Source organism: Arthrobacter sp. B6, assembly GCF_001663775.1.
Lineage (GTDB): Bacteria > Actinomycetota > Actinomycetes > Actinomycetales > Micrococcaceae > Arthrobacter.
On record NZ_KV467168.1, the window covers coordinates 489,283 to 516,090 of the forward strand.

17 protein-coding genes and 1 pseudogene are annotated in these 26,808 nt (G+C 60.6%); 6 read left to right on the forward strand and 12 right to left on the reverse strand.

Going from position 1 to position 26,808, the window contains the following annotated elements; genetic code table 11:
- Positions 1-71: 71 nt before the first annotated feature.
- From AU175_RS02060 to AU175_RS02100, 8 genes and pseudogenes are all read right to left on the reverse strand, one after another.
- Positions 72-824 (reverse strand): SDR family NAD(P)-dependent oxidoreductase, encoded by a 753-nt coding sequence (locus AU175_RS02060; RefSeq protein ID WP_066285435.1) that lies wholly within the window; start codon positions 822-824, stop codon positions 72-74.
- 142 nt (positions 825-966) lie between these two features.
- A complete protein-coding gene (locus tag AU175_RS02065) occupies positions 967-3,000 on the reverse strand; it encodes an oxidoreductase (protein WP_066285436.1) in 2,034 nt (677 codons plus the stop codon).
- 781 nt (positions 3,001-3,781) lie between these two features.
- Entirely contained in the window at positions 3,782-5,890 is a 2,109-nt protein-coding gene (locus AU175_RS02070; protein ID WP_066285438.1) for a hydantoinase B/oxoprolinase family protein, read from the reverse strand.
- On the reverse strand, positions 5,887-7,938 hold the full coding sequence (locus tag AU175_RS02075) for a hydantoinase/oxoprolinase family protein (protein WP_066285440.1): 2,052 nt from the start codon (positions 7,936-7,938) through the stop codon (positions 5,887-5,889). Before AU175_RS02075 ends, AU175_RS02070 begins: the two co-directional genes overlap by 4 nt.
- 61 nt (positions 7,939-7,999) lie before the next feature.
- Complete coding sequence (locus tag AU175_RS22190; protein ID WP_231938432.1) at positions 8,000-8,185, reverse strand: ATP-binding cassette domain-containing protein; 186 nt, start codon at positions 8,183-8,185, stop codon at positions 8,000-8,002.
- A gap of 1,523 nt (positions 8,186-9,708) precedes the next feature.
- On the reverse strand, positions 9,709-10,293 hold the full coding sequence (locus AU175_RS02085; protein WP_066290385.1) for a TetR/AcrR family transcriptional regulator: 585 nt from the start codon (positions 10,291-10,293) through the stop codon (positions 9,709-9,711).
- A gap of 599 nt (positions 10,294-10,892) precedes the next feature.
- Positions 10,893-12,302: pseudogene (locus AU175_RS22700) on the reverse strand (transposase).
- A 271-nt stretch (positions 12,303-12,573) separates the two neighbouring features.
- The gene (locus AU175_RS02100; protein WP_066285448.1) at positions 12,574-14,235 is read right to left on the reverse strand and encodes a flavin-containing monooxygenase; all 1,662 of its coding nucleotides are present in this window, start codon (positions 14,233-14,235) and stop codon (positions 12,574-12,576) included.
- Between the two features lie 166 nt (positions 14,236-14,401).
- Here AU175_RS02100 and AU175_RS22535 point away from each other — a divergent pair, with 166 nt between their 5' ends.
- On the forward strand, positions 14,402-14,530 hold the full coding sequence (locus tag AU175_RS22535; protein ID WP_269449470.1) for a hypothetical protein: 129 nt from the start codon (positions 14,402-14,404) through the stop codon (positions 14,528-14,530).
- Between the two features lie 814 nt (positions 14,531-15,344).
- On the opposite strand, the gene AU175_RS02105 is transcribed toward AU175_RS22535, so the two are convergent.
- The 4 genes from AU175_RS02105 to AU175_RS02120 all read right to left on the reverse strand — a co-directional run bounded on the left by AU175_RS02105 (position 15,345) and on the right by AU175_RS02120 (position 20,579).
- A complete protein-coding gene (locus AU175_RS02105; protein WP_082978973.1) occupies positions 15,345-15,779 on the reverse strand; it encodes an acyl-CoA thioesterase in 435 nt (144 codons plus the stop codon).
- 73 nt (positions 15,780-15,852) lie between these two features.
- Complete coding sequence (locus AU175_RS02110; protein WP_231938434.1) at positions 15,853-16,905, reverse strand: MBL fold metallo-hydrolase; 1,053 nt, start codon at positions 16,903-16,905, stop codon at positions 15,853-15,855.
- Between the two features lie 639 nt (positions 16,906-17,544).
- Positions 17,545-19,023, reverse strand: a complete 1,479-nt coding sequence (pntB, locus tag AU175_RS02115) for a Re/Si-specific NAD(P)(+) transhydrogenase subunit beta (protein WP_231938435.1) — start codon at positions 19,021-19,023, stop codon at positions 17,545-17,547.
- The gene (locus AU175_RS02120) at positions 19,020-20,579 is read right to left on the reverse strand and encodes a Re/Si-specific NAD(P)(+) transhydrogenase subunit alpha (RefSeq protein WP_066285450.1); all 1,560 of its coding nucleotides are present in this window, start codon (positions 20,577-20,579) and stop codon (positions 19,020-19,022) included. Before AU175_RS02120 ends, pntB begins: the two co-directional genes overlap by 4 nt.
- Positions 20,580-21,058: 479 nt before the next feature.
- Between AU175_RS02120 and AU175_RS02125 the strand changes: the two genes are divergently transcribed.
- From AU175_RS02125 to panD, 5 genes are all read left to right on the forward strand, one after another.
- Positions 21,059-21,718, forward strand: a complete 660-nt coding sequence (locus AU175_RS02125; protein ID WP_066290395.1) for a GntR family transcriptional regulator — start codon at positions 21,059-21,061, stop codon at positions 21,716-21,718.
- Positions 21,711-23,231: an MmgE/PrpD family protein gene (locus AU175_RS02130; RefSeq protein ID WP_066285451.1), complete on the forward strand. Its 1,521-nt coding sequence runs from the start codon at positions 21,711-21,713 to the stop codon at positions 23,229-23,231. The genes AU175_RS02125 and AU175_RS02130 overlap by 8 nt, the downstream gene beginning before the upstream one ends.
- Complete coding sequence (gene prpB, locus AU175_RS02135; RefSeq protein WP_066285453.1) at positions 23,231-24,139, forward strand: methylisocitrate lyase; 909 nt, start codon at positions 23,231-23,233, stop codon at positions 24,137-24,139. The genes AU175_RS02130 and prpB overlap by 1 nt, the downstream gene beginning before the upstream one ends.
- Positions 24,140-24,163: 24 nt before the next feature.
- Positions 24,164-25,300, forward strand: coding sequence for a bifunctional 2-methylcitrate synthase/citrate synthase (locus AU175_RS02140; protein ID WP_066285455.1), 1,137 nt, complete (start codon positions 24,164-24,166; stop codon positions 25,298-25,300).
- A gap of 159 nt (positions 25,301-25,459) precedes the next feature.
- Entirely contained in the window at positions 25,460-25,888 is a 429-nt protein-coding gene (gene panD / locus AU175_RS02145; protein WP_197497123.1) for an aspartate 1-decarboxylase, read from the forward strand.
- Positions 25,889-26,808: the final 920 nt, after the last annotated feature.

A 26,808-nucleotide genomic window follows, 5' to 3' on the forward strand; every position in this document is an offset into this window, starting at 1 on the left:
GGTTCCTGCGGGGCCTACACTACTTCAAATAAGCAAGCCACGAAAGGTCTTTCATTGAACGGGACTTTGAGTTATCGAGCGGTATAGCCGCCGTCAATTGTAAACTGCGATCCCGTTATGAAGGAGGCCTTATCGGAGAATAGGAACAAAGCCATCTCAGCGATTTCAGCAGCTGTTCCGAGTCGGCCTATGGGATGTTTGGCGACAATGTTCGAGTAGCTTTTTTCAGGCAGTTTCTCCAGTAGCGGAGTGTCGATGTAGCCGGGATGAATCGAATTTACCCGCACGCCCTGATCCGCGTACCCCAGCGCAGCAGCCTTGGTTAGACCCGTCAATCCATGCTTTGCAGCGACGTAAGGTGCTGCCAAAGGATCGCCGACCAAGCCCAAAACTGAAGACGTATTGACAATCGAACCGCCCCCCGCAGCGATTATCGCTGGAATCTCATAACGCATGGCGTAGAACGCCGCATGTAAGTTGACTTCCATTACACGCGTGTAGTCGTTGACATCAGTATCAGCGAGGAGACTGAGTGGTCCACCGATGCCGGCATTATTAAACGCCAGGTGGAGGCCACCAAATTCTGATGATGCGGTCTCGACGGCTCTCTTCATGTCTTCCGGATTGGCCACATCGGCCCGAAAAGCGATGGCTCTGCCCCCAAGGCTTGAAGCTGCGGTAGAGACTGAGGATGCGGCCTCTTCGTTCAGATCGACGACAAGGATTGAGGCCCCTTCTGCCGCCATCTTCAGGACAACGGCTTCACCGATGCCCGATCCTCCCCCGGTTACAAGGAGGGTTTTTCCGTTGAATTCCTGGCCCATGTTCGACTTTCTCCCTTGATTACTCAATCAGCAGATTCTGGACTTCTCCCCGATCTAATCGGACTGTTTAGTTCCTAGCTCCTACACGTGAATACGGGCAGGAGGCTGGTCCAGTTGTTTGGTTCGTGTTCCGCAGGGTGGGTCATTTGATGAGGCGCGCTGCTTTTTCTGCAGCGAATACGGCCTCGTCAACGTCGCCGGGAGCGTCGCAGTCGCCGATGGCTTGGGTGGGGATGCCGGTTTGGGCGAGTGCCCGGGTCAGTTCATCGTTTTGTTGCCGCATCAGGGCCAGTACGACGGAATCGACTTCGGCTTTCCGGCTTTCACCGCCGTAGACGGAGTTGATGGTGACCGATCCGGGGGAGACTTCTGATAGGTAGGACGACGCTGTAACACGAACACCGGCTTGTGCGGCGCGCGAGACCACCCAAGGTGCCTCCACTGATGCGTAGAGATTGGCTCCGATGTGACTTCGTGGTGTGACCAACTCCACCTGGTGGCCGCGTTCTGCTAGGAGGGTGGCGATTCCAAGCGCTGTGTAGTCGCCTCTGTCTTCCATCACCACGACGCGCTTCCCGACGAGTGCAGGGTTTTCCAGCACTGATATCGGATCCAGAACGGTATTGTCGGATGCGCCGCCAATGCCGGAGAGCTGGAATGGCAGAAGGCTTGAATAGCCGGAATGATCAAAACGGGCACCGGTTGCGACGATGACGTGATCTGGTTTCAGGTCCGAAATAAGCTCTGGAGTGGCATCTACGCCCAGCCGCACGTCGACCCCGAGTCGGTACGCGGCAGCCGTCAGGTCATCTGTCAGGGTCGCCCATTGTGCGCGCCCTGGCAGTACACGCATGTGGCGGAATTGCCCGCCGAGCTCTCCCTGTCGTTCCAGCAGGGTTACTCTGTGGCCTCGCTCAGCCGCGATAACCGCTGCTTTCAAGCCAGCCGGTCCCCCGCCGACGATTACAACGAAACGTGAGGAAGCCGCCTGCCCATCAGGCCACTCGCCTTCACGGCCCACGTGGGGATTGACCGAACAAGCGAGGTACTTATCGGTCGACGCACGCTTCCAGCACGTGTTGGATCCAATGCAGTGTCTGATTTCAGCCGCACGGCCCTCCTGTGCTTTTTTGACCAGATCGGGGTCAGCGATATGAGCCCGCGCCATGGCGACCATGTCTGCAGAGCCGCTGGCCAGCACCGCTGCTGCCACCTCAACAGTACGGATTGCGCCGGCGACCAGCACTGGGATTGAGTCTCCGACGATCGCCTTCGCGCGCGCGGAATTGTCAATCCGGTTGGCCACGAGCCCACTCGAGGACGGCGGAATCATATGGTGCATCGTGTGGTAGTTACCGCCACTCACACTGACGTAATCGAAGAGCTCGCTCCCACTGATTTCCCGCAGGAGCTCATCAGAGACATCGGGAGTGAGGCCGGCCTCCCCCAGATATTCGTCATATGACAGACGGATACCCAGGGCAAAGTCACGACCAGCATGCCGTCTGACGGACTGTGCGATTTCGATAGCAAACCGAGCGCGGTTTTCCACTGAGCCCCCGTACCGATCCTCACGCCGATTGGTCAACGGGGACAAGAACTGGCAAACGAGGTATCCGTGGCCGGCACTGAGCTCTACTCCATCGAATCCCCCGCTTTTCGCGTTGGCTGCTGCACGCCCGTAGAGTTCGACGATCTCGGCGATCTCCGCCTCGGTCAGAGCGTGGGCTGTCCGACCAAGAGTCGGCGACACGAGCGCCGATGCGGACACAGGGGTGCTCCAGTTGAGGTCAATGGAGTTATCAGCGTGGTAACCGCCGTGGTAGAGCTGAGTAAAAATCCTCGCGCCATGTTTCTGAACACGCCGCGTAAGGTCACGAGCAAGCGGGATATTACGCTCATCGAAGAGGTGAATCCCTGAGGGCCCCGCCGATCGCGGATCTACCGCGGCCGCCATGGTCACAAGAAGTCCGGCTCCGCCTTCCGCCCTGCGCTCGAGGTACCGTGCATATCTTTCTGAAATGAGGCCCCCGCCACTGTCGCGGGTGTAAGACGTTCCATGAGCCGGCAACAGCACCCGGTTCTTAATCTCCAGCCCGCCGATCATGATGGGTTGCCACAACATCTCCAGGTCCGAAATGCCCGCCCCGACAGCCTCACGATCGATCGTTCTCATGTGATCTCCAATTGATTTCCAACGTCCCTCAGCCCTGCTAGCAACAGGGAGGCCTGCCGGGTGTGTGGTGAGACACACTACGACGTAGCGACTGAAGGCTATCGAGCGCTATGAAATAAGTCAACTTCCTGCCTTGTCTTGTGAAACCCGAGTAGACCAATTAGTTGCCTCAGTTGAGCCCTCCTCTTAGGGGCGTGGTTCTCTGCAGCGGCAACGGAAGGGGGCTCTGCACGTTTTCATTGGGCTAACGGTGATGCACTGGAAGGCTGGGACGATAAGAAGGCCTCGTCTTACAAGACCTCGGATCGGGCAGTGAAGTCCCGGATCTTGAATGAGCTAGTGGACCTGACCGGGTGCCAACGCGGTTACGTCCGGGCGATTCTGCGGGGCGCCTTGGTCCTGAAAGTTGTCCGGCGCAGGCCGGGCCACATCCGGAATACGGAGCTGATCTCCTGCCCCCGTTGGTCAGGTGCTGGGCGTGCTGCGCGCCCCTGAAAGCAGGCTGCTGGCCCGATGCTTCCGGTCCTTGTGCCGATGCTGCGCCGGGAGAAAGAGCTCGCGATCAGCGACGGACAGGCTGATTTGCTGGCGCGCATGAGCGCGGCGCCGATCGACCGCAAACTAGCTTTTCAAATGAGGCAATGAATCGCCCTTCCCGGAGGTATTTCCTGGCGCAGCGTCGATTCGAGCAACCAAAACCGCTGCCGGCACCCAGGTGAAGGGTGTCGGCAGCGGTATGGAGGCATTCCCTGCCGGAACTACGGCGCAGCTGGAGCCGTCCTCACATCCCCGCAGTGACCCATCGGTCAGGCAATGATGCGAAGGTGCGAGGTTCTCCCATAGGAATTACTTCGGAGTGAAGTAGGCGTCCAGATTTGGGATCCAGATATCCTCGCCGCTGGACAGAGTCGCCGGCGGATTCAAGGATGACGGGGCAACCAGCGGTCCAGTGCTGTGGTGCCTTTGCGAGCACTGCTCCCGTGTCGATTGCCACAGCGAACATTCCCCTTTGTTCGACGCCAGGTGCGATAGGGAGCCCCGGGACGTCAAGATCCATGGAGGCATCGAGAGCCACTGGTTCGTCTGTAGGTAGTGACGCCCGCCGAAGACGCTCAGCACCGATTTGCGTCCGAGTCGACATCGTCGTCTCGAGATCCCCGACGGCTACGCCGTAAATCTCACGGGCTTCTGATTCGGTGAGCAGTCCCTGACGGACGTCTTCTTCGACCAGTTCAACGCTCCGGTCAAGGGGGTCGCCCCAGGCCGCACCGCTCCCTCCCCAGGAACGGAACTCCTCGCCCGGTTTGACCTCAAATTGCTGGGCAGTGTGTTTGAGCTCAGTCTCCGTGCCGTCATGATGACCGACAGCGATTCGTGTACGGGGACCTTCCAATCCGCCGGCTGAACCGTCGCACGGAAGGAGATCGTGCTGTCCCACGGAAGTTCCGAACAGAGAGGTGGACCCGATCGGTTCCCACGTTGCCTGTCCACCGATGCCACCGCGCTGAGCTCCGTGCGCGAAACGCACATCGCGGCGGCGGTGGTGGTAACGGACGGGGTACCACGCCTCTGTACTCTCCACATCGGCTTGCTCCCAGAGGGTCTGCTTGCCTACCGTTTCCCAGTAGTAGTCCATTCCATCCCGATCGGGCGTGGCGCCGGAGCCTCTGAGGAGAGTGTCCCCTGCCAGCCACACGAAGAACTCTCCGGCGCGGTTCTCTCCACTAAACATGGTCAGCGCCTGTTCGGAATGGGGTGGTACTACGGAGAGGAATTTGCTCACGTAACTTCCCGGCGACGCCACCGCAGCGGCGAGTAGGCACCGGAGGGCAGCCTCAACGGCATCCATGGCGGAGAGGAGATGGTTCGCGGCAGTCGGTGCGGGCGGTCGACTGTCGAGGATAGAACCCTCCGAGCAGATAACCTCGAAGGAGTCTAGGTAACCCTGATTATGTGGCAGGTCTCCGAGCAAGTAGTTGCCGAGATACATGCTGATCATGCTCTTAACCACGTGCTGCTTGGAATTGAGAAAACTTTTCACCTGTGGTGCGGCCCCGGTGAAGTCGAAAGTCAGCAATGCATCCTCAACGCGGAGGGAGCATGGGATTCGGTGGAACGAACCGTTCCACTCAGACCACGTCGTGTTGGAATACGTCCCCTCGGCCAGTTCTGCGATGCGTCCGCGTACGGCGAGTTCGGTCCGCCTGTTCAGTTCTGCTATGCCGTAGAGAAACCGCTGGAGGCCCGTGGACTCGATAAGCTCTTTCAGACGCTCGCTGCCCACGTTCACTCCGGAAACCAGTGCGCGAAGATCCATTTCGACCAGTTTTGCCATGCGCACGTTGTTCATAAAGATCGACCATACGTCCACTTGCTCAACGCCGGCGCGCACCAAATGCACGGGCGGGAATCGGAGCGCTTCTTGATAGCACTCGGTGGCATCTGGTGAAAGCGAGCCGGGGACCATTCCGCCCATGTCCATCAGGTGAGCATCGTTGGCCAGCCAGGCCGAAAGCTCACCTTCGACGAAGACGGGTCGGAGCACGATGACGTCCTGTGGCTGCAGACCGCCAGCGCCGTGGGGGTCATTCGCCAGGAATACGTCTCCCTCAGAGATATCGCTCCGAACCTTCAATATGCCGCGAACTGCGTTAGTTGCCTCGTTGAATTGCATGGTGATCTGCCCACCGCCCACGATGAGGTTTCCCCGTGCGTCGAGCATGGCGCAGCTGTAGTCGCCGCTCTCAACGATGATGGGGCTGACTGCGGTGCGTTGGATGATGAGAGCAGCCTCATCCACTAGAGCCTGAAGCCGATGACGCAGGACTTCGACTTCAATGATGTTCATCGAGTCGGCGACTGTTGCAGTGGTTGCGTCGATGAGAGTCATGAGATTGCCTCCATAAGTAGTGAATGACGTGAGTCACGCGTCGCTCGATAACCTTCCGGTACCACAATCGTGGTATCGCCCTGATCGACGAGGGCGGGCCCGAGGAAGCTGTGCTGTGGGAGTAAATCCTCGGCTTGATAGGTCTTGACCTTTGTGCGTTCGGTCCCCTCGAGAAGGACCATCCTGAAACTGTTCACAGGCGGTTCTGAGCTCGCGCCGTAGTTTTTGTCTTCAAGAACCGCCGCACTCGGTATCTCTCCAAAACCGACGGCTCTAACCGAGGCCACCTCCACCGGAGTTCCAAGAGCGACCGCACTCCTTCCATATCGCTGAGAATACTGCGCGATGAACGTTTCTTTGAGGGTCTCAAAGTCAAGAGCATCCACATCGATGGGAATAGTAAGCTCGAACGCTTGGCGCTGGAACCTCATATCGGCCTCGTACATCACGGATCGGTTATGTTCGGGCACGTTGGTGCGTGCCACGTCGCCGTCAACTTCAACCCCGAGCGACTTCAGCTGAGCCATGAGGGTTTCGACTTGGACCTTATCGACCGATTCGTTCACAGACAGGATGCGCTCGCTTCGAACGTCAACCGACGCAGCACCACCGGCCGACAGCACAGACGCTGCAAGCGGCACCAAAACCGTAGGTAGACCAGCTATCGCGGCGAGTTCACCGGCAAAAAGCGGCCCTGCTCCGCCATATCCGAGGAACACGACGCTCGACGGATCCAGGCCCGATGACGTTGCCAGAAGGCGCGCTGCCGTTCCCATCTGCTGGACGGCGATAGAGTGAATCCCCAACGCAACCTGTTCTGCATCAAGGCCAAGCTGCTCCCCCAGGGAACCACAAGCCCGAAGCGCAGCATTGACGTCGAGTGGCATCGCACCACCCAAAAACTTCAGTGGATCAATATATCCCAATACCAACATTGCATCGGTGATCGTCGGCGCAACCCCGCCCCGCCCATAGCAAGCAGGCCCAGGGTAAGCACGCGCCGATTCAGGACCAACGCGAAGCAGCCCTCTTTCATCAACCCAGGCGATGGAACCCCCGCCAGCGCCGATCGACTCGATGTCCACAGTTGATTGCGCCACAATTGCACCGTGCAGGGACTTGCGTTGCGTACGCTCTGGCCGCCCCTCTCGAATGAGCGCCACATCGAAACTAGTACCACCGGTGTCACCACAGATAACATTGCCAAACTCAGACTTAGAAGCGATCTCAGCAGCCCACATCACCCCAGCAGCCGGCCCTGACGCATTCAGACTGAACGGTGACCGGCGTACCTCATCCAGCGTCGTCAAGCCACCATTGGCTTGCAACAACATCATCGGAACAGCCAGACCCTCGTCTTCGAGATCCTCCGCTAGATCCGAGATCCCATCCAGCGCATGCCCACAATAAGCATTGAGAACGGCGACCATTGTGCGTTCATACTCTCGAATCGTCGGGTGCAAACCAGAACCAGAAAAAACCGGGATATTCGGGTGCCTCTCGCGCACGAGGGCTGCCAGTCGGTCCTCATGCACAGGGTTAGCAAACGACCAAAGCAACGAGATCGCAATGGCCTCCACCGCTTGAACATTTACGAGATCGTCAATTGCTTCGATAGCCTGTGCCTCATTAAGAGGCTCAACCACGACTCCGCCCTGCCCGATTCGTTCGCTCACTCCCAACGTGCAATGCCTCTCGACAGGTTGCCACGGCACCTCCAGCCACCCATCCACTGACGCGCGTCGGCCCCTGGCCATCGAAAGCACGTCCTCGAACCCTGCCGTTGTCAAGAGCCCCACTTTGCGGCCCTTCTGCACGGTGATGACATTGGTAACCGCTGTCGTACCTAACCCGAAACGGTCCACTCGCGAAAGCATCTCCGCCCGAGAAAGGCCGACCTGATCCGCAACAAGGGTGCATGCTTCCTTCACACCTCGACCAAACTCCTGCGGGTACGTCGACGCTTTACTACGCCAGCTCTGCTGGCCATCGCTGAGCATAATATCGGTAAAAGTACCTCCGACATCAACGCCAATAGTGAAACTCACTGCAACTCCTTTGTGTCAAATGAAAGTTCGAAAAGGGCTTTGTGCACGTCATTGGATTCACCTAACACACGCTCACGCCGTCAACGAACAAAATCGCTCGGGGGTTGGCCTCGTGGAACCCCGCGAGGACCTTGATAAGCGTTGATTTGCCCGACCCGGTCTGGCCCATGAGCGCGTGGACCTCACCCGGCAGAGCGGTGAGTGCGACATCATGCAGCACGTGAGCGCTGCCGAATGTCTTCGACACGTCTAGCATCTGAAGTCGCGGTGGTTTGACGCGTTCATGTCTCTCCTTTGAGGCTTCTCGCATGTTAGAGAGCGGCGATTCGCCAGCGGGAGGCGTCCTTGTAAGAGGCATCGTCGACTCAGTCGCTTGAGCAACGATGCTCTAGCGTTCGCTATGTTTCCACAGACGCGAACGGCAGTCAACCATTAAAGGAAATCCTTTGGAAATTCTGCAAAAGTGCGCCTGCAGCATTTACTCGTCGGGGCGGCGGGCATATGTTGACAATCGCGCTCCCCGGTGGAGCGGGGATGCCTCAGCGCGTCTCGTTCGCCTCTTGCACCCGACCAAACTCTGGGAATTCCATGCTTTTCACTCCATGACCTTTCTCTCCAACAGAAGAGCCCCAAACGCAGTGTCCGAGGCGTGGTCTGCCCATCTGGCGGCGATTCCTCCGCGCACCTTCGGATCTCATCGGGGACTACAGCTACCCAAACATCTCCAGCTCCTCCGGGAATCAGGCTCCAGCCGCTTCCGGCAAGAGGGCAAGGAACGCATCTTCGACGTCTCCAACCTGCCGAACCGAACCGCGGCCGCGCCGTCGCCCTCGCCTCCGGCGCTCCCGCCACGCTGGTCCGCACGATCCCCTGGTACATCGGACCCCACAAGGGCGCCCGTCGCAACGTCAGGCTGGGAACTGAGCAGTCCACAGTTGGGGTCAATCCGGTTATCCACGGCCGGGATCGGGGAGTAATTGGGGGTAGCTCCCTCAGCAGCAGTAGCGGGAACACGCGCGACAAGCCGTAGATCACAGACAGGCCGGGCGAAATTGTGCCTTACTACTCCACCGGATGTGGATTCGTCCTAGAAATCAGTTAGGAACGGGGTATTGTGCCTGTAGATAAAAGTGCGTGAACAACATGCTTGTAATACATCATCTTGGTCTTCCTAAGAGCCGTTGCACCCCACCGGCCATGGGAGTATGGGAATGCCCACTGACTTCCCGTGAACGCGAGAACCCCCTCCCGCAGCGGCGTTCAGGGGTCGGCTCCTGGATGAAGCTGAAAGCGGGGCAACCGTCAGGTCTGGAAAGCGACGGGGTCATTCCGCCCGGTTGCGTTCATTTGCATCAGATCTAGGCGTCATACAATGGTTTATCAATGGCCGGGTTTGAACAGTGGAATATCCGAGTGCCCATCCCTCGTGCAAGGTCAGCCCGGGTTGGAGGAGCCTGCACAGGTCAACTCCCACGATCCGCAGTTTGCAGCCAGGCGTTGTCCCTACTGATGCCGAGGTGGGGAAGGCGGCGGTTGCCGCAGGTGAGCCAAGCAAAAAACCGCTCGACCATCGGCCAGTGCATGGGTAGTCGTTTTGGAAGGCCGGGCCCGCGGCACGTTGGCGGTGTTCGACCGCAACGCCTCGTGTTCGTGAAGAGCGTCCCCGTGGTGAACATGAGACCCACCACGGCCCGCGCCGCCAACGAAGCGACCTCCCCGCCCAAGGCACTGGTGCGCGGGCCGAGATCAGCACCCCAGCCCGAGACCACGTCAGCCAGCGCCGTTGTGCGCGACCAAACGAAGAGCATTTCGCGCATACTCTTCGGCAATTTCCCCGGCGCTTAAGCGACCGTCTTCGTTGTACCAGTCTGGGATGCTCGTCAACATGCCGAGGATGAGCCGCGAGGTGAATCGGATGTCCTCGACGTCAAAGATGTCCTCGGCGACGCCGGCTTCCAATAGCTCCACTAAGATTTCCTCAACAATTCTGCGCTTAGCGACGTACCGTGCACGGAAGTCGGAGCCGAGAAAACGAAATTCGTCATGGAGTCGCGCCAGGTCATGCCGGAGAGTGTTATGCAAGGCGACGGCGGAAACAAACTTGGAAAATCGAGCCTTGGTATCGCCACCAGCTTGTTCCAGACCGCCTTGAATGCGCGCTAGGAGATCATCCATCGCTATTTCGAGAAGGGCGAAAAGTATACCCTCCTTGTTGCCATAGTGGTAGTACAACGATGGCATGGTTAAGCCGACGCGCGACGCAATCCCGCGCACGGTCGTTCCGTGGTATCCGTGCTCCTTGAGTTCGGTAAGGGCGGCGGCGAGAATTGGTGAGAGTGGCAACTGGTCAGACACTCCTACACGGTCGGACTCGTCCGCTGTTTGAAGCGCGGGGACGTTCACAGTAGGCATGGCTTGATCCCGTTCGGAGGTCTAGTGGTTTGTGTCTTGCGCTAGCTAAATAATAGCGCGAAACGCCGCGGTCGGGATATGTTTACGGCTTCTCGGAGCGCGCCCCGGACAGCATATTGATTGACCGTAAAGGATGCAGCGTATTCCCGCCAGATAGTCCCCCATTTACAAGATACGCCCCAGGAGCGTGGGCGGTAGGTGGCTCAGTGGGTTGACGTATTGTGATCTGAGCTGCTGCGCGTCGCCGGCTGCCGTACTGGTTCTCTGGTTTGCGGTGAGGGCGCGCGAACTGGCCAAGTTTGTCGGAGGTCTCGGACTCTTTGGCGGGGTAGTAGGGAGCTCCGTGGCTGAGACACCCCTCTCTTAGTTCCTGTTGTAGCGAGGAACCTGGTGTGTTCCAGTTCGGGACAAATTGCTGCATGTCCACTGCGGTGTTATTCAATTCGGTCGAGACGATGACCTATGGCCTGCGTCAACCGGAGCCCTGGGCGGCGCTACAGCAATTGTGGTAGGAGGCGTCGGCGGTCTTCATGATACGGGAGTCAGGGTCCGTGAAGGTTCGTGACCGGGCGCTGAGCGGCGGGTCTCGCTGCATGCATGGGGAAGGAGAGGCGGGCGACGCCGGCAAGCCTGATGGTCCGGGGGACCCGCGAAACACAATGGACAATGATCTCTTGAAAAAGTTTCGGCGTTCTTCGCCAAAGAACAACGGTGATTTTCCACGCGGCTGTGAAGAGCCGGTAGTGCCAGCGTTTGATGTCCCGGGCTTTGGCATGGTGACCGTCCAGGAGTGCGGCGAGTTGGATCCAGGAGACGAGATTAGAGGCCAGTGCGGCGACGTTTGCCCAGGCCTGGTTGGCGGCGAAATCAAAGAAGGGCAGCTTGCCCAGTCAGTGTTCTTCAGGGTCTTGATCCGGTTCTCGCATCGGCCCCGGCGCGGTGCCGGGCATCGCAGGCTTCGTGCCAGCGCGGCGAGGTGGTCAGAAGAGCAGTGATCCGATGCCCATCAGCATGGAGCAGGGTCGGCTGCGCGCCGGGGTGCAGCGACCCGGCGCGGAGGAAAAGTTTGGTGCCTGGCGGGTAAATCGGTGAGCGGAAATGACGTCGGTGACGTTGATGACCTAAGCATCGGTCCGGTCGTTCCCTGGCTGGTCCAGGGGCAGGCTGCCAGAACTCCTTGTCGCTAATCCAGTCGCGCATGTTGCTTTGCGAACGGGAGTGTTTAGCTGGTGGAAAACTGCACTCCGAAGCTGTGCAGATGCCAGAGGGATCTCCGTGAGGCCCCGGCGCTGTCGTTGTGGACCAGGATCTTCTCCCTGGCCAGGGCCCCGGTGTCGTTGAAGAGGCTCTCGGGGAGTTGGGCTGCTGCGGTGGAAGACGCAGATGTGGTCCTCGGCGCTGTTCGGTCCGGCTTGCCGGGCCGCAGCGAGCAGGCGAGCATTTCCCTAGAACCCTTATCGGTGCCGTCATCGACCCTGGCGATGAACGGGGGAACCCGTAGCCGCCCTTGTAGGTTCCGGCGACGTCTTCCTTATCCGACGAGCGGGTCCGCGGCTGGGGCGGCCAGGGCCGGTTCCGGTTCCCTACTGCATGCCAGGCCCGGGTGCGGGTTTCAAAGCCGTAGCTGAACGAGTTCCGGGTAGGTGACGGTGCCTTCGACGAACCAGGACAAGGTCGCGTTCGAGGGCAGTTGAACGAAGACCCCCTGGTGAGGGCCGCAGGATGTCGAGATCCGAGGCGCGTTCGCCGGCGGCGAGCATCGCGGCCAGGGATCCAACCAGCCGGCCAGACCGGTGCCGCGCGCCGGAGGGAACAAACTGGCCGATTCTGTCTTCGCAGAGACTGCCCGGGTCCATGAAGCCGGCGAGGACCGAGGCTCCGGCGCGGGAGATCAGCAACTGGCTGGTGAAACTGACCGGCAGGGACGGGAACATGCGACTATATTTTTGCATTGAAAGGGTGCTCCTTCGCAGGCAAATAATTGTCTCGACAACAACTATTTTCCCAGCTCAGAGCACCCCTCCCCCTGATTAACTTGCCGTCCCGACGGACCCGCCATGAAAACTCCGGGCTAATAGGAAGGGACTGAAATCCTGAGGGTGACGCCCATCGGTACCAACGAGACGTCACCCGTTCCATCCCCTTGCGGGGTTCAAAGCTGAAGCGGCATGGCGCCCAAGCTTCTCTGCCGGCTGTGACACCTGCAAAGTTGAGCACTGAATGCTAGGAGAATTCGAATCCTTCGTAGTCTGCTTCCCGAATCTTATTCAGCTTAGCAATGTAAGTATCTAGGCCTCCGGCAAAGAAGCGGTAGGCAACCGTCTTTGCCCCAGGGACATTGGCACCTGATCTCCAGTCCTTAGCGTTTTCAAACACAGTACCGGCTATGCGGTCTGCCACTTCTTGGGTCCACGCTTCGGCGGCCTCGCTTGTTGTTTCCAGGCGCGCATGGTCCTCTCGGAGGGCCTTCACTAAAAGTTCCGTCACGAAATGGATCTGGGGTTCAGCGCAGCGAGGCACGTTACCACCCGGGCTGTGCGGCCCGTATCCAAACAGCAAGTTGGGGAATCCGGGAGTCTGGATTCCGTGATTCGTGAGCAGTCCGTGTTCCCACGCTTCCTTCAGTGTAGTGTCACCGGCGCGGATATCGATCTGGTTGTAAGGTCCTGTGATGGCGTCAAAGCCCGTGGCGAAAATAATGACATCGAACTCGAACTCTTGCTCCGTGGTTTTGATGCCCCGCTCGGTGATCTCCACCATGGGCGTCTTCAGGAGGTCAACCAAAGCCACATTGTCCTTGTTGAAAACTTCATAATATCCATCTTCGAAAGGGGGGCGCTTCTCGCCGAAGCGATGGTCCTTCGGGATCAGAGTTTCCGCGGTTTCTGGATCCTTGACCCGCTCACGAATCGTATCTGCAATAAACCCGCAAAACTCGTCGTTAAGTTCAGGAGAGGTTCGAAACTCGCTGTAGTTGGCGTAAAACTTCGCAAACCCTTGTAGCGCCCAGATCTTTTCGAAGTGGGCGCGGCGCTGTTCGGGAGTGTGCTCCTGCCACGGAGGCAGGGCTTCCAGATCATAGCTGAGGAAGCCTGCGAAAGAATTGCTGGAACTGTGGTGAAGTTCCTTCATCGACGTCTTCAGCTTGGCCTGTTCTTCGGGCGTGATCGGCCGGTTGCGCAATGGCGAACACCAGTTAGCCGTGCGCTGAAAAACAGTCATCTCGGCGACTTCATCGGCTTTGCCAATTGCCGTCACGACCTGCACGCCACTAGCGCCGACACCGACGACGGCCACTCGCTTGTTCTTCAGGTCCACGCCATCGGGCCACTCACCCGTGTGGTAGGCCTCCCCGGCGAACTTCTCGCGACCTGGAACCGGTGGATACAAGGGCACCGACAGAAGTCCCAGAGTGGCCACCACAAACCGAGCACGGATGGTCTCACCTGTATTGGTTACAACTTCCCAGCGATTGTTTTCTTGATCAAAAGTTGCACTCTCGACCCGGGTGTTGAACGTCATGAGTTGTCGCAGATCGGTCTTATCGACTACGTAATTAACGTAGCGCTCGATCTCCTCATAGCCAGCGTAATGTTCGCTCCACTCCCACCCCTCGTAGATTTCCTTCGAGAAGAAATATCCGTAGATATAGCTGTCCGAATCAAAACGTGACCCAGGATACCGATTGAAATGCCAAGTCCCCCCCGGACCCGCGCCCGCATCCACGGACCGGACATTAAGACCTTCTTCACGAAGTTTGTAGAGCTGATACACACCATTAACCCCAGCGCCGATGACGAGTGCATCCAGAACATCCGAGTCAATGTCGGCTGACGTAGCTGCGTGAGGTGAATTTAAAACTGTTGCATTGGTTGAGTGCCCCATTGCTCTCCATTCGAATGATAATCCTGCAAAAGGTCTGCGGTTACAACGGCCAGACTAGCCCTTAGCGAGCGCTACGTCAATGCTCTAAGGCTTCTACAATGATACTGTGAAGGTCCTTTGAGGAACTGGACGCGGGGCGGCTGACACCGGCTGTGGCGACCAACTGATGGAAGCCTCGGGGGCCACGATCGACTGGCTTCTCAAACCCACCGATGCAGCCAAACGGGGACTGTCGGCGACCAAGGCCGGGCCGCTGCTGCGGAACTCGATCAGGGTCGGCAAGGCAGGGGACTAGCACGAACAGGTTTCTGGGTTCATGGGTTCATCGAAGCGGACGTGGTCATCCACTGCGGCCCCGCCTGGCAGGGAAACGCGCCAGAGCCCCCACCTACGCAGTCATCGACACCTCTGCCAGTGCATGCATCGCAACCGAATCGATCCCCGCCACGGCAGCTGCCATCGGGCGGAGCCTCGATTGTATGGCCTCGAGCACGAACGGCAACAAGTCGTTGCCGTCGAGGGGCTCATCCTACGGCGCCGGGCTAATCCGCGCCCCGGAGGGCGGCCGGAATCGCCGTGGCGGAGATGAAACCGGGGCGCCGACAGGGCCGAGCCGGTGTCGGCATCCGACCCGGTTGATGCGGATTCAATGCACCACCGAACCTCTCCTTGGAGCAGCTGCTTACTGCCATTGAGGTACGAGCTCAGGGTCTCGCACCGGACGCATGGGTACTGGGTGGCAGCTGGGGCTCGGGTTAATACCGGCTTGAATTCACCCAAAGCGCTGGGCCGGCTTGATGCCGCAACTGGCAGAATCCCCGCACTGTTGAAGGATGGCAGCAAGCACAACGCTGGTTAACCCTAAGGCCCTGAACTGGCAGGGATAGACCACAGCACTGCGGACCCTGAACGCGGTCAGATTCTGCGCGATGACTCAGGTGTCAGCGATGGTCGAAAAGTGAGCCATTTCGCGGGCTGAGTTCAAAGGCAAATCTCTCCTTTTTACCGGTGGAGGATCCGGCATCGCCCTAGATTTTGTCTTAAGAACTTCTGCGGCGCGCGCCTGTGATGAGTCGCCGGGTGGAATCACTGAGGAGCTGGGCCCGACCTCACCGCCCGCGTACGTTGACGGGCGGCCCGCTGAAATGTTCAAGGACTGCCTTCGCAGGAACCGGGAGTGTACGAGGGCGGCCGGTCGAAACGTCAACTAGCACGATAGATGTTGCAGCAATCGCGCACTCAACTTCTCCGTCACGAACGGTGTAGGCGATATCAAAGCTCGATCGCCCCACCCGTGTCACCCATGCGGCCACCTCGACAGTCTGGACGTTCGGCCCGATCGGAGCTCGATAGGCGATCTCTTGATAGCCGATCACGATCCCGGCCCCTTCACCCGAGAGACTTTCCACCGAAGCTCCGCGCGACTCGTCCTGAAAGATCCGGAGACGTGCGAGCTCGATATAGGTCAAGTAGACTGCGTTGTTGATGTGGCCGAAGCGGTCGACGTCCGAAAATCGCACCTGCATGGGTGTGATAAGTTTCACAAGTTCTCCTACGTTTCGTGGTCGAGCACTTTCTAGGCTCGCTCCAATCGGGAGCTTGCCCGGCGGCTTGCCGTCATTGGGACATAGCTGTGCGGGGTTCGGTGACGGGTACGTCGATGGCGTGTCCCTGGGAACGCAGGTACACGACGTGGCTGGCAGTTTCGGAAACCGCCAAGCGCAGCGAGAAGGCCTGCAGAGACTCCCATCCGCGGGACCACGTCAGGTGCCGGGCGATGTCCCAGACACTTTCGGGCCGATGCGCCTCCAGCACCCGCAGGACCTCGGCGGAGCGTTCGCGATTGTGGTGGATCAGCTGTGCGACCCGCCGCTGCATGCCGCGGAACCGGTACTCGTGCGCCGGACAGATCTCCATCTCGTCCTCGAACCCAATCAGGTCCAGAGAATGGTAGTAGTCTGCCAGCGGGTTTTCTGGCCCCGGCACCTCCAGCGCTATATGCGGGGAAATGCGCGGCAGGACGTGGTCCCCGCTAAAGATCAGGCCGTGCGGCTCATCGACCAGGCAGATATGCCCCGGTGAATGCCCGGGGGTCATAACCACGCGCAGGTCAAGACCCTTGGCGGGCACGAGGCTGCCGTCGGTGAGACGCAGGTCCGGATCGGCGAGGTTCTGCAGATGGGTGAAATGCGCGTGGTCCAGGGCCGCTTCGGGCAGCCGGTCCGCCGGCACGCCCCAGAGCGTCAGCTCCTCGAGGTCGTTGTTCAGAACAACATCAGGGTCCTCGCCGGCGGTAAGCCGGCGGACTTCCCGGTCACCCAGGGCAACCCACGCGCCCGTGGCCGTCCGCAGGCGGGCAGCCATCCCCAGATGGTCCGAGTGATAGTGGGTGGCGACAATGCCGGTCAGGTCGGGCAGGCCAAGGCCGGCCTGCCGCACTCCGGCCGCCAAATGCTCAATGCCGACGTCGCTGTCCCAGCCCGGATCGATCAGGACCGCGTCGCCGTCCCCCAGGAGCAGGTAACTGAGGGTGTAACGCATGGGATTATCCGGAAACGGCACGGGAATGGACCACACCTCCGTAGCGAGCCGCTCCACGGGCGGCAGGACCCTGTTCCTCCACGCCTCCTTCTGTGCGTGGCCGGTCAGGGTAATCGGCGGCAGGTTCATTATTTCCTCTCAAACAGCAAAATGGGTTGCGGCGCCTCCCGCCAGCCCCGCCCTTGCATGAATGCGGGGCGTGGCTAGCCGGAAGACGCTCAGGAGCTTCTGCGGTCCCTTATGAATGGGAGCCTACGCAGCGGCCTGCGTGCAGGAAGAAGTAATGACGGGGCTGGTCGCGGCCGGAATCGCTGATTCCGATGATCTATGAGGCATATCCGGCTACTTTGAAATCGAGTATGCCCGGCCCTCTACCCCCTGCTTGTCTCACGCACTCTACTAGTCTCTCTTTGTCCGAAGCCCCCAGCTAGTCCTTCGGATGCTGCTCTAACAGCTCGTGCCTGTAGTGGAGCAAGAATTCGTGCTTGTAGTGAAGACCAATCCAGGGGGATGCGGTCAGTTCGTCGATGTTAATGGCCTGACGGGGTACTGGTGTTTCTTCAGCGCAGGGAGTCCGATCCGGCGCACACAGCGTCGGAAGGTCTGCAGAGGGTACTTTGGAGGAACCTGGCGTTTGGGCATGGTCTCGTCGTCTCATCTCTCTCTTCTGTCGTCTGCCTCGTAAACGGATCCGGTTGTGTAACCCGGACTAGCGCCACCCCGGTGTTGTTATATTGACCAGCAGAAAGGCTACGCGGGCGCTATTGGTTAGAACGCGCGGAGGATGTCTTCGACGCGCTGTTTGGCGTCGCCGAAGAGCATTTGGGAGTTGTCGCGGTAGAAGAGCGGGTTTTGGACTCCTGCGTAGCCGGCGGCCATGGAGCGTTTGAAGACGATGACGTTTTCGGCTTCCCAGACCTTCAGGACGGGCATCCCGGCGATGGGGCTGCCGGGGTCTTCGGCGGCGGCGGGGTTGACGGTGTCGTTGGCGCCGATGACGAGGACCACGGAGGTGTCGCCGAGGTCGTCGTTGATTTCGTCCATTTCCAGGACGATGTCGTAAGGGACTTTGGCTTCGGCGAGGAGCACGTTCATGTGCCCGGGCAGGCGCCCGGCGACGGGGTGGATTCCGAACCGGACGTTCACGCCGCGTTCGCGGAGTTGGTGGGCGAGTTCAGCGACGGGGTACTGGGCTTGGGCGACGGCCATGCCGTAGCCGGGAGTGATGACGACGGACGAGGCGTTCGTCAGCATTTCCGCTGTCGCCTCGGCGGTGATCTCGCGGTGCTCGCCGTGGTCCGTGTCCCCTTTGCTGGCGGGGGCGGCGATGCCAAACCCTCCTGCGATCACGGAGATGAAGGATCGGTTCATGGCCTTGCACATGATGTACGACAGGTACGCACCCGAGGAGCCGACCAGGGCGCCGGTGATGATGAGCAGGTCGTTGTTCAGCAGGAAGCCGGCCGCGGCGGCGGCCCAGCCGGAGTAGCTGTTGAGCATGGACACGACGACGGGCATGTCGCCGCCGCCGATGGAGGCAACCAGGTGCCAGCCCAGCCCCAGAGCCAGGAGGGTGACCACGATGAGGAGCCAGAGCTGGGAGTCGTTGACGTACCAGACGGTGAGGGCGATGAACGCGGCGAGGGCGCCGAGATTGATGGCGTTCTTGCCTGGCAGCATCAGGGGTGCGGATTTCATCCGGGCGGAAAGTTTGAGGAACGCCACGATCGAGCCGGTGAAGGTTACCGCGCCGATGAACACGCCGATGAAGACCTCGGCGTGGTGAATCGCCATCAGGTCCGACGACAGCGCGGGGGCTTCGAGGTGGCCGTTCCAGCCCACCAGGACCGCTGCGAGGCCGACGAAGCTGTGCAGCAGGGCGATGAGTTCGGGCATGCCGGTCATTTCGACCACCCGGGCGCGCCAGAGTCCGATGGCCCCGCCGACCAGAACCGCGGCGACCAGCAGGCCCAGGCCGGTCAGGGCGTGGCCGGTGCCCCAGGCGTCCTGCAGGGTTAGCCAGATCGTGGCGGCAAGGGCGATGACCATGCCCGTGATGCCGTAGACGACCCCGGCGCGGGCTTTTTCGTGCTTGCTCAGCCCGGCGAGGCTGAGGATGAACAGCAGGGCCGCGACGATGTAGGCCGCCCCCGCTATGGAGTCGGCGGTCAATGGACCGGAGACGGTGTCGGTCACGGTGAAGCTCCTCGTAAGTGTTGCTGCTGCTGTTGCGGTGGCGGCGCTCATGAACGTGCCTTCCCGGCCGAGAACATGGCGAGCATCCGCCGGGTGACAGCGAAGCCGCCGAAAATGTTGATGCTGGCGAGCAACACCGCGACGGCGGCGAGGACCTGCATGACGATGTTCTCGGAGGTGACCTGGAGCAGGGCGCCGACGACGATGATTCCGGAGATCGCGTTCGTGACGGACATCAGCGGGGTGTGCAGGGCGTGGTGGACTTTCCCGATGACGTAGAAGCCGACCACGATCGAGAGCATCAGGACTGTGAAGTGCTGGGGCAGCGGCGCGGGAGCGACCGCGTTGATCCCGAACAGCACCGCGATCCCGGCGGCAAACAAGCCGACCTTGCCGGCGGGGCTGAGTCCTTCCTTCTTCTTCGGCGCGGTGCTTCCGGCGGCCGGGGCCTGGGTCGTTGCCGCGGGTGCGGCGGAGACCTGGACCGGGGGCGGCGGCCAGGTCTTCTCACCCTCGCGCACCACCGTCACGGAACGCTGCACGACGTCGTCGAAATCGATCCGAAGCTGCCCGTCCTTGTCCGGGGTCAGGAGCTTGAGCAGGTTCACCATGTTCGTCCCGTACAGCTGCGATGCCTGGGCCGGGAGCCGGGCCGGAAGATCCGTGTAGCCCAGGATCACCACACCGTTGTCAGTGACCACGCGTTCCCCGGCGACGGAGCCTTCGACGTTCCCGCCCTGGCCCGCCGCCATGTCCACGATCACGCTGCCGGACTTCATGGCGGCAACGTCTTCGGCGGTGAGCAGCTTCGGCGCCGGGCGTCCCGGGATGAGTGCGGTGGTGATGATGATGTCCACATCCGCTGCCTGCTCGGAGTAAATTTCCGCAGCCCGGGCGTTGTATGCCTCCGACGTGGCCTTCGCGTACCCGTCGGAGGACCTCATCTCTTCGGCGACCTCCACCTCGACCTTGAGGTAGGTTCCGCCAATGGACTTCACCTGGTCGGCGACCTCGGGCCGGGGGTCCGTCGCCCGGACAATCGCGCCCAGGCTGGACGCGGCCCCGATCGCCGCCAGCCCGGCGACACCGGCGCCGGCGACCAGGACCTTGGCGGGCGGGACCTTGCCCGCCGCGGTCACCTGTCCCGTGAAAAACCGGCCAAACTCGTGCGCCGCCTCGATCACGGCACGGTAACCGGCAATGTTCGCCATCGAACTGAGAACGTCCATCGACTGGGCCCGCGAGATCCGCGGCACCGCATCCAACGCCAGCGCCGTGATCGGACGCGCCGCCAGCGCCTCCACCAACTCCGGCCGCAACCCAGGGCTCAACGACCCGATCAGCGTGGCACCCTCGGCCAGGCGGGCGATCTCATCCTCAGTGGGCGGATTGACCCGCAACACCACCTCGCTCCCCCACGCCTCATCAGCACCCACAATCACAGCACCGGCCTCGGCATAAGCCTCATCACGGAACGACGCGGACTCCCCCGCACCCTTCTCGACCACAACCTCGTAGCCCAATCCCAATAATTGCTTCACGGTGGTGGGCGTCGCCGCCACCCGCGTCTCGCGACCCAACTCGGCCACAACGCCAATAAGTGCCACGTTAACTCTCTTTCATCCAGCCGGGGCAAGCAGAAATTTACTGCCCAGGGCGCGGTATCGATTGATTTCTCTTGTAGGGATCGTCCGCAGGCTTGACGTGTCCCTGACCCTCGCTGGTGTTGTGGGAATGCCATTGGGCAGAAGTAGGAACGTCGAGCATCACCATCACCGGCACAGCCGAACGCTCTGTCTGGGATCCAGAACACGGGAGTAATCGAAACCAGTGTATACATTTGGGGAGCACTCGTCCATGGTGGTCCAGAAAATATACTGCAGGTTGTATACATTATGCTCGCAGCGATTCCGCCTGCTAACTAACCCTTATAGGGAACGGTGTGCCAACTACGGCCACGCTAGGCCCAGACGCGGACGATTTATGGCTGGCCACTTAGCTATTCAACGGCCTTCAAGCCCCCGTCGTGTATACATAAGTGTTCCACCCCGTTGCTGTGTCCAAAATATTTGTATACACTGCTTTCATGCGTGCTAGTGAGCGGGCTTACCAAGTTCTTCGTGAAGACATTGTCGAATGGCGTCTATTACCCGGAACAGTTCTGGCTGAAGTCGAACAATCGGAACGGCTTGGCGTTTCCCGAACACCATTACGGGAGGCCCTTGGCCGACTAAGCGCTGAGGGTCTCACCCAGGCTGCCGGCGGTCGAGGTGTCGTCGTGACTGACATCTCGTTGGACGACGTTGATGAACTCTTCGAGCTGCGCGAAATACTGGAGTGCAGAGCCGCTGTTCTGGCTGCGCAACGGGGCACCGCCAGTGTTTTTGCTTCGCTCCATCGGGAACTTCGGGATGCTCCAACGCTCCTCACCGCAGCTGACCCTACCCGACACGCGTATTACGCCCTGGTAGCCCGGTTGGATCAGGCCATCGACTCCTCCATCTCCAACTCCTACCTCGTCCAGGCAACGCGGACCCTCCGTGTGCACCTCGTGCGGATCCGACGGCTGGCCGCGGAAGTGGACGATCGGCTCATAGCCGCAGCGGCCGAGCACGCAGCCATCGCCGAGGCCATCGCCGATGGGAAGCCGCGACTGGCCGAAGCAGCCACCACACTCCATTTGCACCGCAGTCTTGCCCATATCAAAGCCACTCACCCCGCACTCCCGAAGGAGCCCCATGGTTAAGAAGCACCACGTCCGCGTGTACAAAAGTGAGGAAAACCTCGCCCGCGAGGACCAGTTGGCGCACAAGATCGCCGTGGTAGCCGCTGACCCCGTGGACGTAGCGGCCGAAGTAACCGACATGGTGATTAATCGGATCATCGACAACTCCTCGGTGGCTATAGCATCGCTGAACCGGGCCCCGATCGTCGCGGCCCGTGCCCAGGCTCTGGCGCACGCCCCGAGCACCGGTGGCAAAGGCGCGAAGATCTATGGCATCGGCGAACGCGTCTCCCCGGAGTGGGCCGCGTGGGCCAACGGGGTAGCAGTGCGCGAACTGGATTACCACGACACCTTCCTTGCTGCGGAGTACTCCCACCCCGGCGATAACATCCCGCCCATCCTCGCCGTCGCACAGCACGTGGGAGCCAGCGGCACGAATCTCATCCGGGGCATCGCCACCGGGTATGAGATCCAGGTGAACCTGGTGAAGGCGATCTGCCTGCACAAGCACAAGATCGACCACGTGGCCCACCTTGGCCCCTCCGCCGCGGCCGGCATCGGCACCCTGCTGGGCCTCGACGTTGAGACGATCTTCCAGTCCGTGGGCCAGGCGCTGCACACCACCACCGCCACGCGGCAGTCCCGTAAGGGCGAGATTTCCACGTGGAAGGCCCACGCCCCCGCGTTCGCCGGGAAGATGGCGGTCGAGGCGGCGGACCGTGCAATACGTGGGCAGACTTCCCCGGTGCCGATCTACGAGGGCGAAGACGGTGTGATTGCCTGGCTGCTCGATGGCCTGGAGGCGTCCTACATGGTCCCGCTTCCCACTCCCGGGGAGGCCAAGCGTGCCATCCTGGACACCTACACCAAGGAACACTCCGCCGAGTACCAGGCCCAGGCCTGGATCGACCTCGCCCGGAAACTCCACAAAGAGCACCCCGAAGCCACGGACCCGGGAAACGTGAAGTCGGTGCTGATCAGGACCAGCCACCACACCCACTACGTGATCGGTTCCGGCGCGAACGATCCGCAGAAGTACTCCCCCACAGCTTCGAGGGAGACGCTGGACCACTCGATCCCGTACATCTTCACCGTCGCGTTGCAGGACGGCGCCTGGCACCACGTGGACTCCTACTCCCCGGAACGTGCCGCCCGGCCGGACACCGTGGAGCTGTGGCAGAAGGTCTCCACCGAGGAAGACCCGGAATGGACCCGGCGCTACCACTCCCTGGACATCGCAGAGAAGGCCTTCGGCGGGTCCGTGGAAATCACCCTGGCCGACGGCACCGTGATCCGTGATGAGATCGCCCTCGCCGACGCCCACCCTCTCGGTGCCCGCCCCTTCGGCCGCGAACAGTACATCCACAAGTTCCGCACCCTGGCCGCTGGCCTCGTAGAGGAAGCCGAAATCGAACGGTTCCTCACCGCCGTCGAACGCCTCCCCCAACTCGGTCATGGGGAACTGGACCAGCTGAACATCACCGCTGCCCCCGGCGTCATCAACCTGAGCGCCGCACCCAAGGGACTCTTCTGATGCTGTATTCCAAGGTCACGCCCGAGCAGAAGCGAATCGATTTCCACAACCTGCTTGCTTCGGGCACCATCGCCCAGTTCCCCGGCGCATTCAACCCGCTCTCAGCCAGGCTGATCGAGGAGAAAGGTTTCGGCGGGGTCTACATCTCCGGCGCCGTCCTCGCCAACGACCTCGGCCTGCCCGACATCGGCCTGACCACCCTCACCGAAGTCGCCACCCGCGCCGGGCAGATCGCCCGCATGACCGACCTGCCCGCCATCGTGGACGCCGACACCGGCTTCGGCGAACCCATGAACGTCGCCCGCACCGTCCAGGAAATCGAAAACGCCGGCCTAGCCGGCCTGCACATCGAAGACCAGTTCAACCCCAAACGCTGCGGCCACCTCGACGGCAAAAACGTGGTGGACCTGGACACCGCCACCAAACGCATCCGCGCCGCAGCCGACGCCCGTCGCGACCCAAACTTCCTCATCATGGCCCGCACCGACATCCGCGCCACCGACGGACTGCAAGCAGCCAAAGATCGCGCCAAAGCCCTGGTGGACGCCGGCGCCGACGCCATCTTCCCCGAAGCCATGCGCGACCTGCACGAATTCCGTGCGATCCGGGACGCCGTGGACGTTCCCATCCTGGCCAACATGACCGAATTCGGCAAAAGCGACCTCTTCTCGACGAGAGAGCTCCAGGCCGTGGGCGTCAACATGGTCATCTACCCGGTCACCCTGCTCCGCAGCGCCATGGGGGCAGCTGAACGTGTCCTGGACACGCTCAAGAGTCTGGGAACACAAGAAGTACTTGTTCCTGAGATGCTGACGCGGGCACGCCTCTATGAGCTCGTGGACTACGAGGCATACAACAAATTCGATTCCGGTATCTTCAACTTCCAAATCCCCCACACTCGCTTGTAAAGGGCTGCAACGAAGGAGTTCAGCATGACTGACACAGACATCAAAAAGGGCCTCGCCGGCGTTGTGGTGGACTACACCGCCGTCTCCAAGGTCAACCCCGACACCAACTCACTGCTGTATCGCGGGTACCCGGTCCAGGAGCTTGCCGCAAAGTGCAGCTTCGAGGAAGTGGCCTACCTGCTTTGGAACGGCGAGCTGCCCACCCAGCAGCAGTTGGCCGAGTTTACTGCACGCGAACGGGCCGGTCGGGCACTCGACCCTACACTCCAAGCCATCATCGACACCTTGCCTAAGAACGCCCACCCGATGGACGTGTGCCGCACTGCGGCGTCGGTGCTCGGAGCGCGCCATAAGCTGGCAGAGGATTCCTCGCCCGGGGCCAACATGAACAAAGCCATCGACCTCTGGGCAGCAATGCCCGCAGTCGTCGCCTACGACCAGCGCCGCCGCCACGGACACGACGTCATCGAGCCGCGCGATGACCTCGGCTACTCCGCCAACTTCCTCTGGATGACCTTCGGCGAAGAGCCCGTGGACGAGGTCACCGAGGCCTTCAACGTCTCGATGATCCTGTACGCAGAACACTCCTTCAACGCCTCCACCTTCACCGCCCGCGTCGTCACGTCCACCCTCTCAGATCTCCACTCGGCCGTGACCGCAGCCATCGGAGCCCTCAAAGGCCCTCTGCACGGTGGCGCCAACGAAGCCGTCATGCACACCTTCGACGAGATCGGCATCCGCAAGGAGGAGTCCCTCGAAGAAGCTGCCTCACGTGCCAAGGCCTGGATGGAAGATGCCCTTGCGCAGAAGAAAAAGGTCATGGGCTTCGGCCACCGCGTCTACAAACAGGGCGACTCCCGGGTGCCCACCATGAAGGCAGCCCTCGACAAAATGATCGCCTACTACGGCCGGCCTGAAGTCCTGGGCCTGTACAACGGCCTGGAACAGGCCATGGACCAGGCCAAGGCCATCAAACCCAACCTCGACTACCCCGCCGGGCCGACCTACCACCTCATGGGCTTCGACACTCCCACTTTCACCCCGATCTTCGTCGCCAGCCGCATCACCGGTTGGACCGCCCACATCATGGAACAAGCCGCTTCCAACTCCCTCATCCGTCCTCTGAGCGAATACAACGGGCACGAACAGCGTTCCCTGTAGCTGGCAATTGAATTGCCTCTCGATTCCAGCGGTGAGGTGCCGGATGATCACCCGGATCATCAAACATCGCAACGGCTACGGCACCTCACCGTCTGCTCGCCAAGCAACACGACGCCGCCTGCGTCCTCAAACTAGTCAGGGGTAATCTCCGTGAATCTGATGACTCGCACGATGTTCAAATCAAAAATTCACCGGGCCACCGTCACACACGCCGACCTGCACTACGTTGGCTCGGTCACCGTGGATCTGGACCTGCTGGAGGCGGCCGACATCCTGCCCGGAGAGCTCGTAGCGATCGTCGACGTTACCAACGGTGCCCGCTTGGAGACCTACACCATCGCCGGCCAACGGGGCACCGGTGTAGTCGGCATAAACGGACCTGCTGCGCACGTGATCCATGAGAATGACACTGTCATTCTCATCTCCTATGCGAATATGACCACCGAAGAAGCCAGGTCCTTCGAACCCAGGATTGTGCATGTAGACCAGCACAACAGGATCCTCCAGCTCGGCAACGACCCCGCCGAAGGAGTCACCCCCGGCTTGGTCCGCCCGCCCTTAGCATTGAACAACAGCGCGGTGAACTGAGTCGTGGTCATGAGCAACAGCTCCGAAAGCATCTCTGCAGAAGTCCCGGCACATACGAAAACGGCCCTATAAGAACCGGCGCTCAAACTACGGATAAGGCAACGAAACCCGGAGGTCGGATCCGGACCCATCACCTGCAGCAACCACAGACGACAGTCTCCGCTTCGCTATGCTCACAGCCTGCGCGGACTACATTAGGAACTGGACAAGGCTGGCGAGCGGAGACAGCGTTCTACTTGTCGAAAACGACGGCCTGACCTAGCGGGCCAAGTTGATGTTGTAACTGAGAATGGCCTGGTCCTTTGGCTTCATCTTGAAGCTGGCGCAGGACGAAGACTATTTACTTGCGCTGACGGCGTTCTTATTTTGCGCGTCTGCCGGGAGTCGGGTACCAACCGCTCCGATCGGTCGAGGACATAAGGGAAAGCCGGGACGACCTCTAGGGCGACTGGCACCGCCGGGTAAAGCACTTTCAGAGCAACGAGACCGAAGGTGGAAACATACGCTTACGAACGCCGAAGTGCACGAATCGCCCGTCCATACCTAGTTCGGCTGTTGTCGCGGCACCCGCTTCGCCGAGCGCTTCACCGATTACAACCCTCGCGCCTTCCTAAACGAGTCGCCGGGATGCAGCTGCGCCCATTCCGCGTCCCCCTCCACTAATGATGGCAATTTTTCCACCTACACGTCCCATTTTTCTTCTTCCTATTCCCCGGAGCTACCGGGCTGGAAACCATAGACTTGGGCGTACCCCACACAGCGCTCCCACATGGCCGTGATCGCTGACACGGTTGGCAGCAGCTGGCAGTCAAGACGATCGGCACGACCAGTAGCGACCATCTCTCCTGCTGGCATGGGCGAACAAACAAGATGATCAGGAACGGCTCTGGGCGATCGAGGACTGGCGGCACCTGAGGAGA

Bases quoted from the DNA above. Each gene is read 5' to 3' on its own strand.
- AU175_RS02060 (WP_066285435.1), bottom strand. From the start codon at position 824: ATGGGCCAGGAATTCAACGGAAAAACCCTCCTTGTAACCGGGGGAGGA.
- prpB (WP_066285453.1), top strand. From the start codon at position 23,231: ATGCTGTATTCCAAGGTCACGCCCGAGCAGAAGCGAATCGATTTCCAC.
- AU175_RS02140 (WP_066285455.1), top strand. From the start codon at position 24,164: ATGACTGACACAGACATCAAAAAGGGCCTCGCCGGCGTTGTGGTGGAC.
- AU175_RS02100 (WP_066285448.1), bottom strand. From the start codon at position 14,235: ATGGGGCACTCAACCAATGCAACAGTTTTAAATTCACCTCACGCAGCT.
- AU175_RS02110 (WP_231938434.1), bottom strand. From the start codon at position 16,905: ATGAACCTGCCGCCGATTACCCTGACCGGCCACGCACAGAAGGAGGCG.
- AU175_RS02125 (WP_066290395.1), top strand. From the start codon at position 21,059: ATGCGTGCTAGTGAGCGGGCTTACCAAGTTCTTCGTGAAGACATTGTC.
- pntB (WP_231938435.1), bottom strand. From the start codon at position 19,023: ATGAGCGCCGCCACCGCAACAGCAGCAGCAACACTTACGAGGAGCTTC.
- AU175_RS02070 (WP_066285438.1), bottom strand. From the start codon at position 5,890: ATGACTCTCATCGACGCAACCACTGCAACAGTCGCCGACTCGATGAAC.
- AU175_RS22535 (WP_269449470.1), top strand. From the start codon at position 14,402: ATGGAAGCCTCGGGGGCCACGATCGACTGGCTTCTCAAACCCACCGAT.
- AU175_RS02065 (WP_066285436.1), bottom strand. From the start codon at position 3,000: ATGAGAACGATCGATCGTGAGGCTGTCGGGGCGGGCATTTCGGACCTG.
- AU175_RS02130 (WP_066285451.1), top strand. From the start codon at position 21,711: ATGGTTAAGAAGCACCACGTCCGCGTGTACAAAAGTGAGGAAAACCTC.
- panD (WP_197497123.1), top strand. From the start codon at position 25,460: ATGACTCGCACGATGTTCAAATCAAAAATTCACCGGGCCACCGTCACA.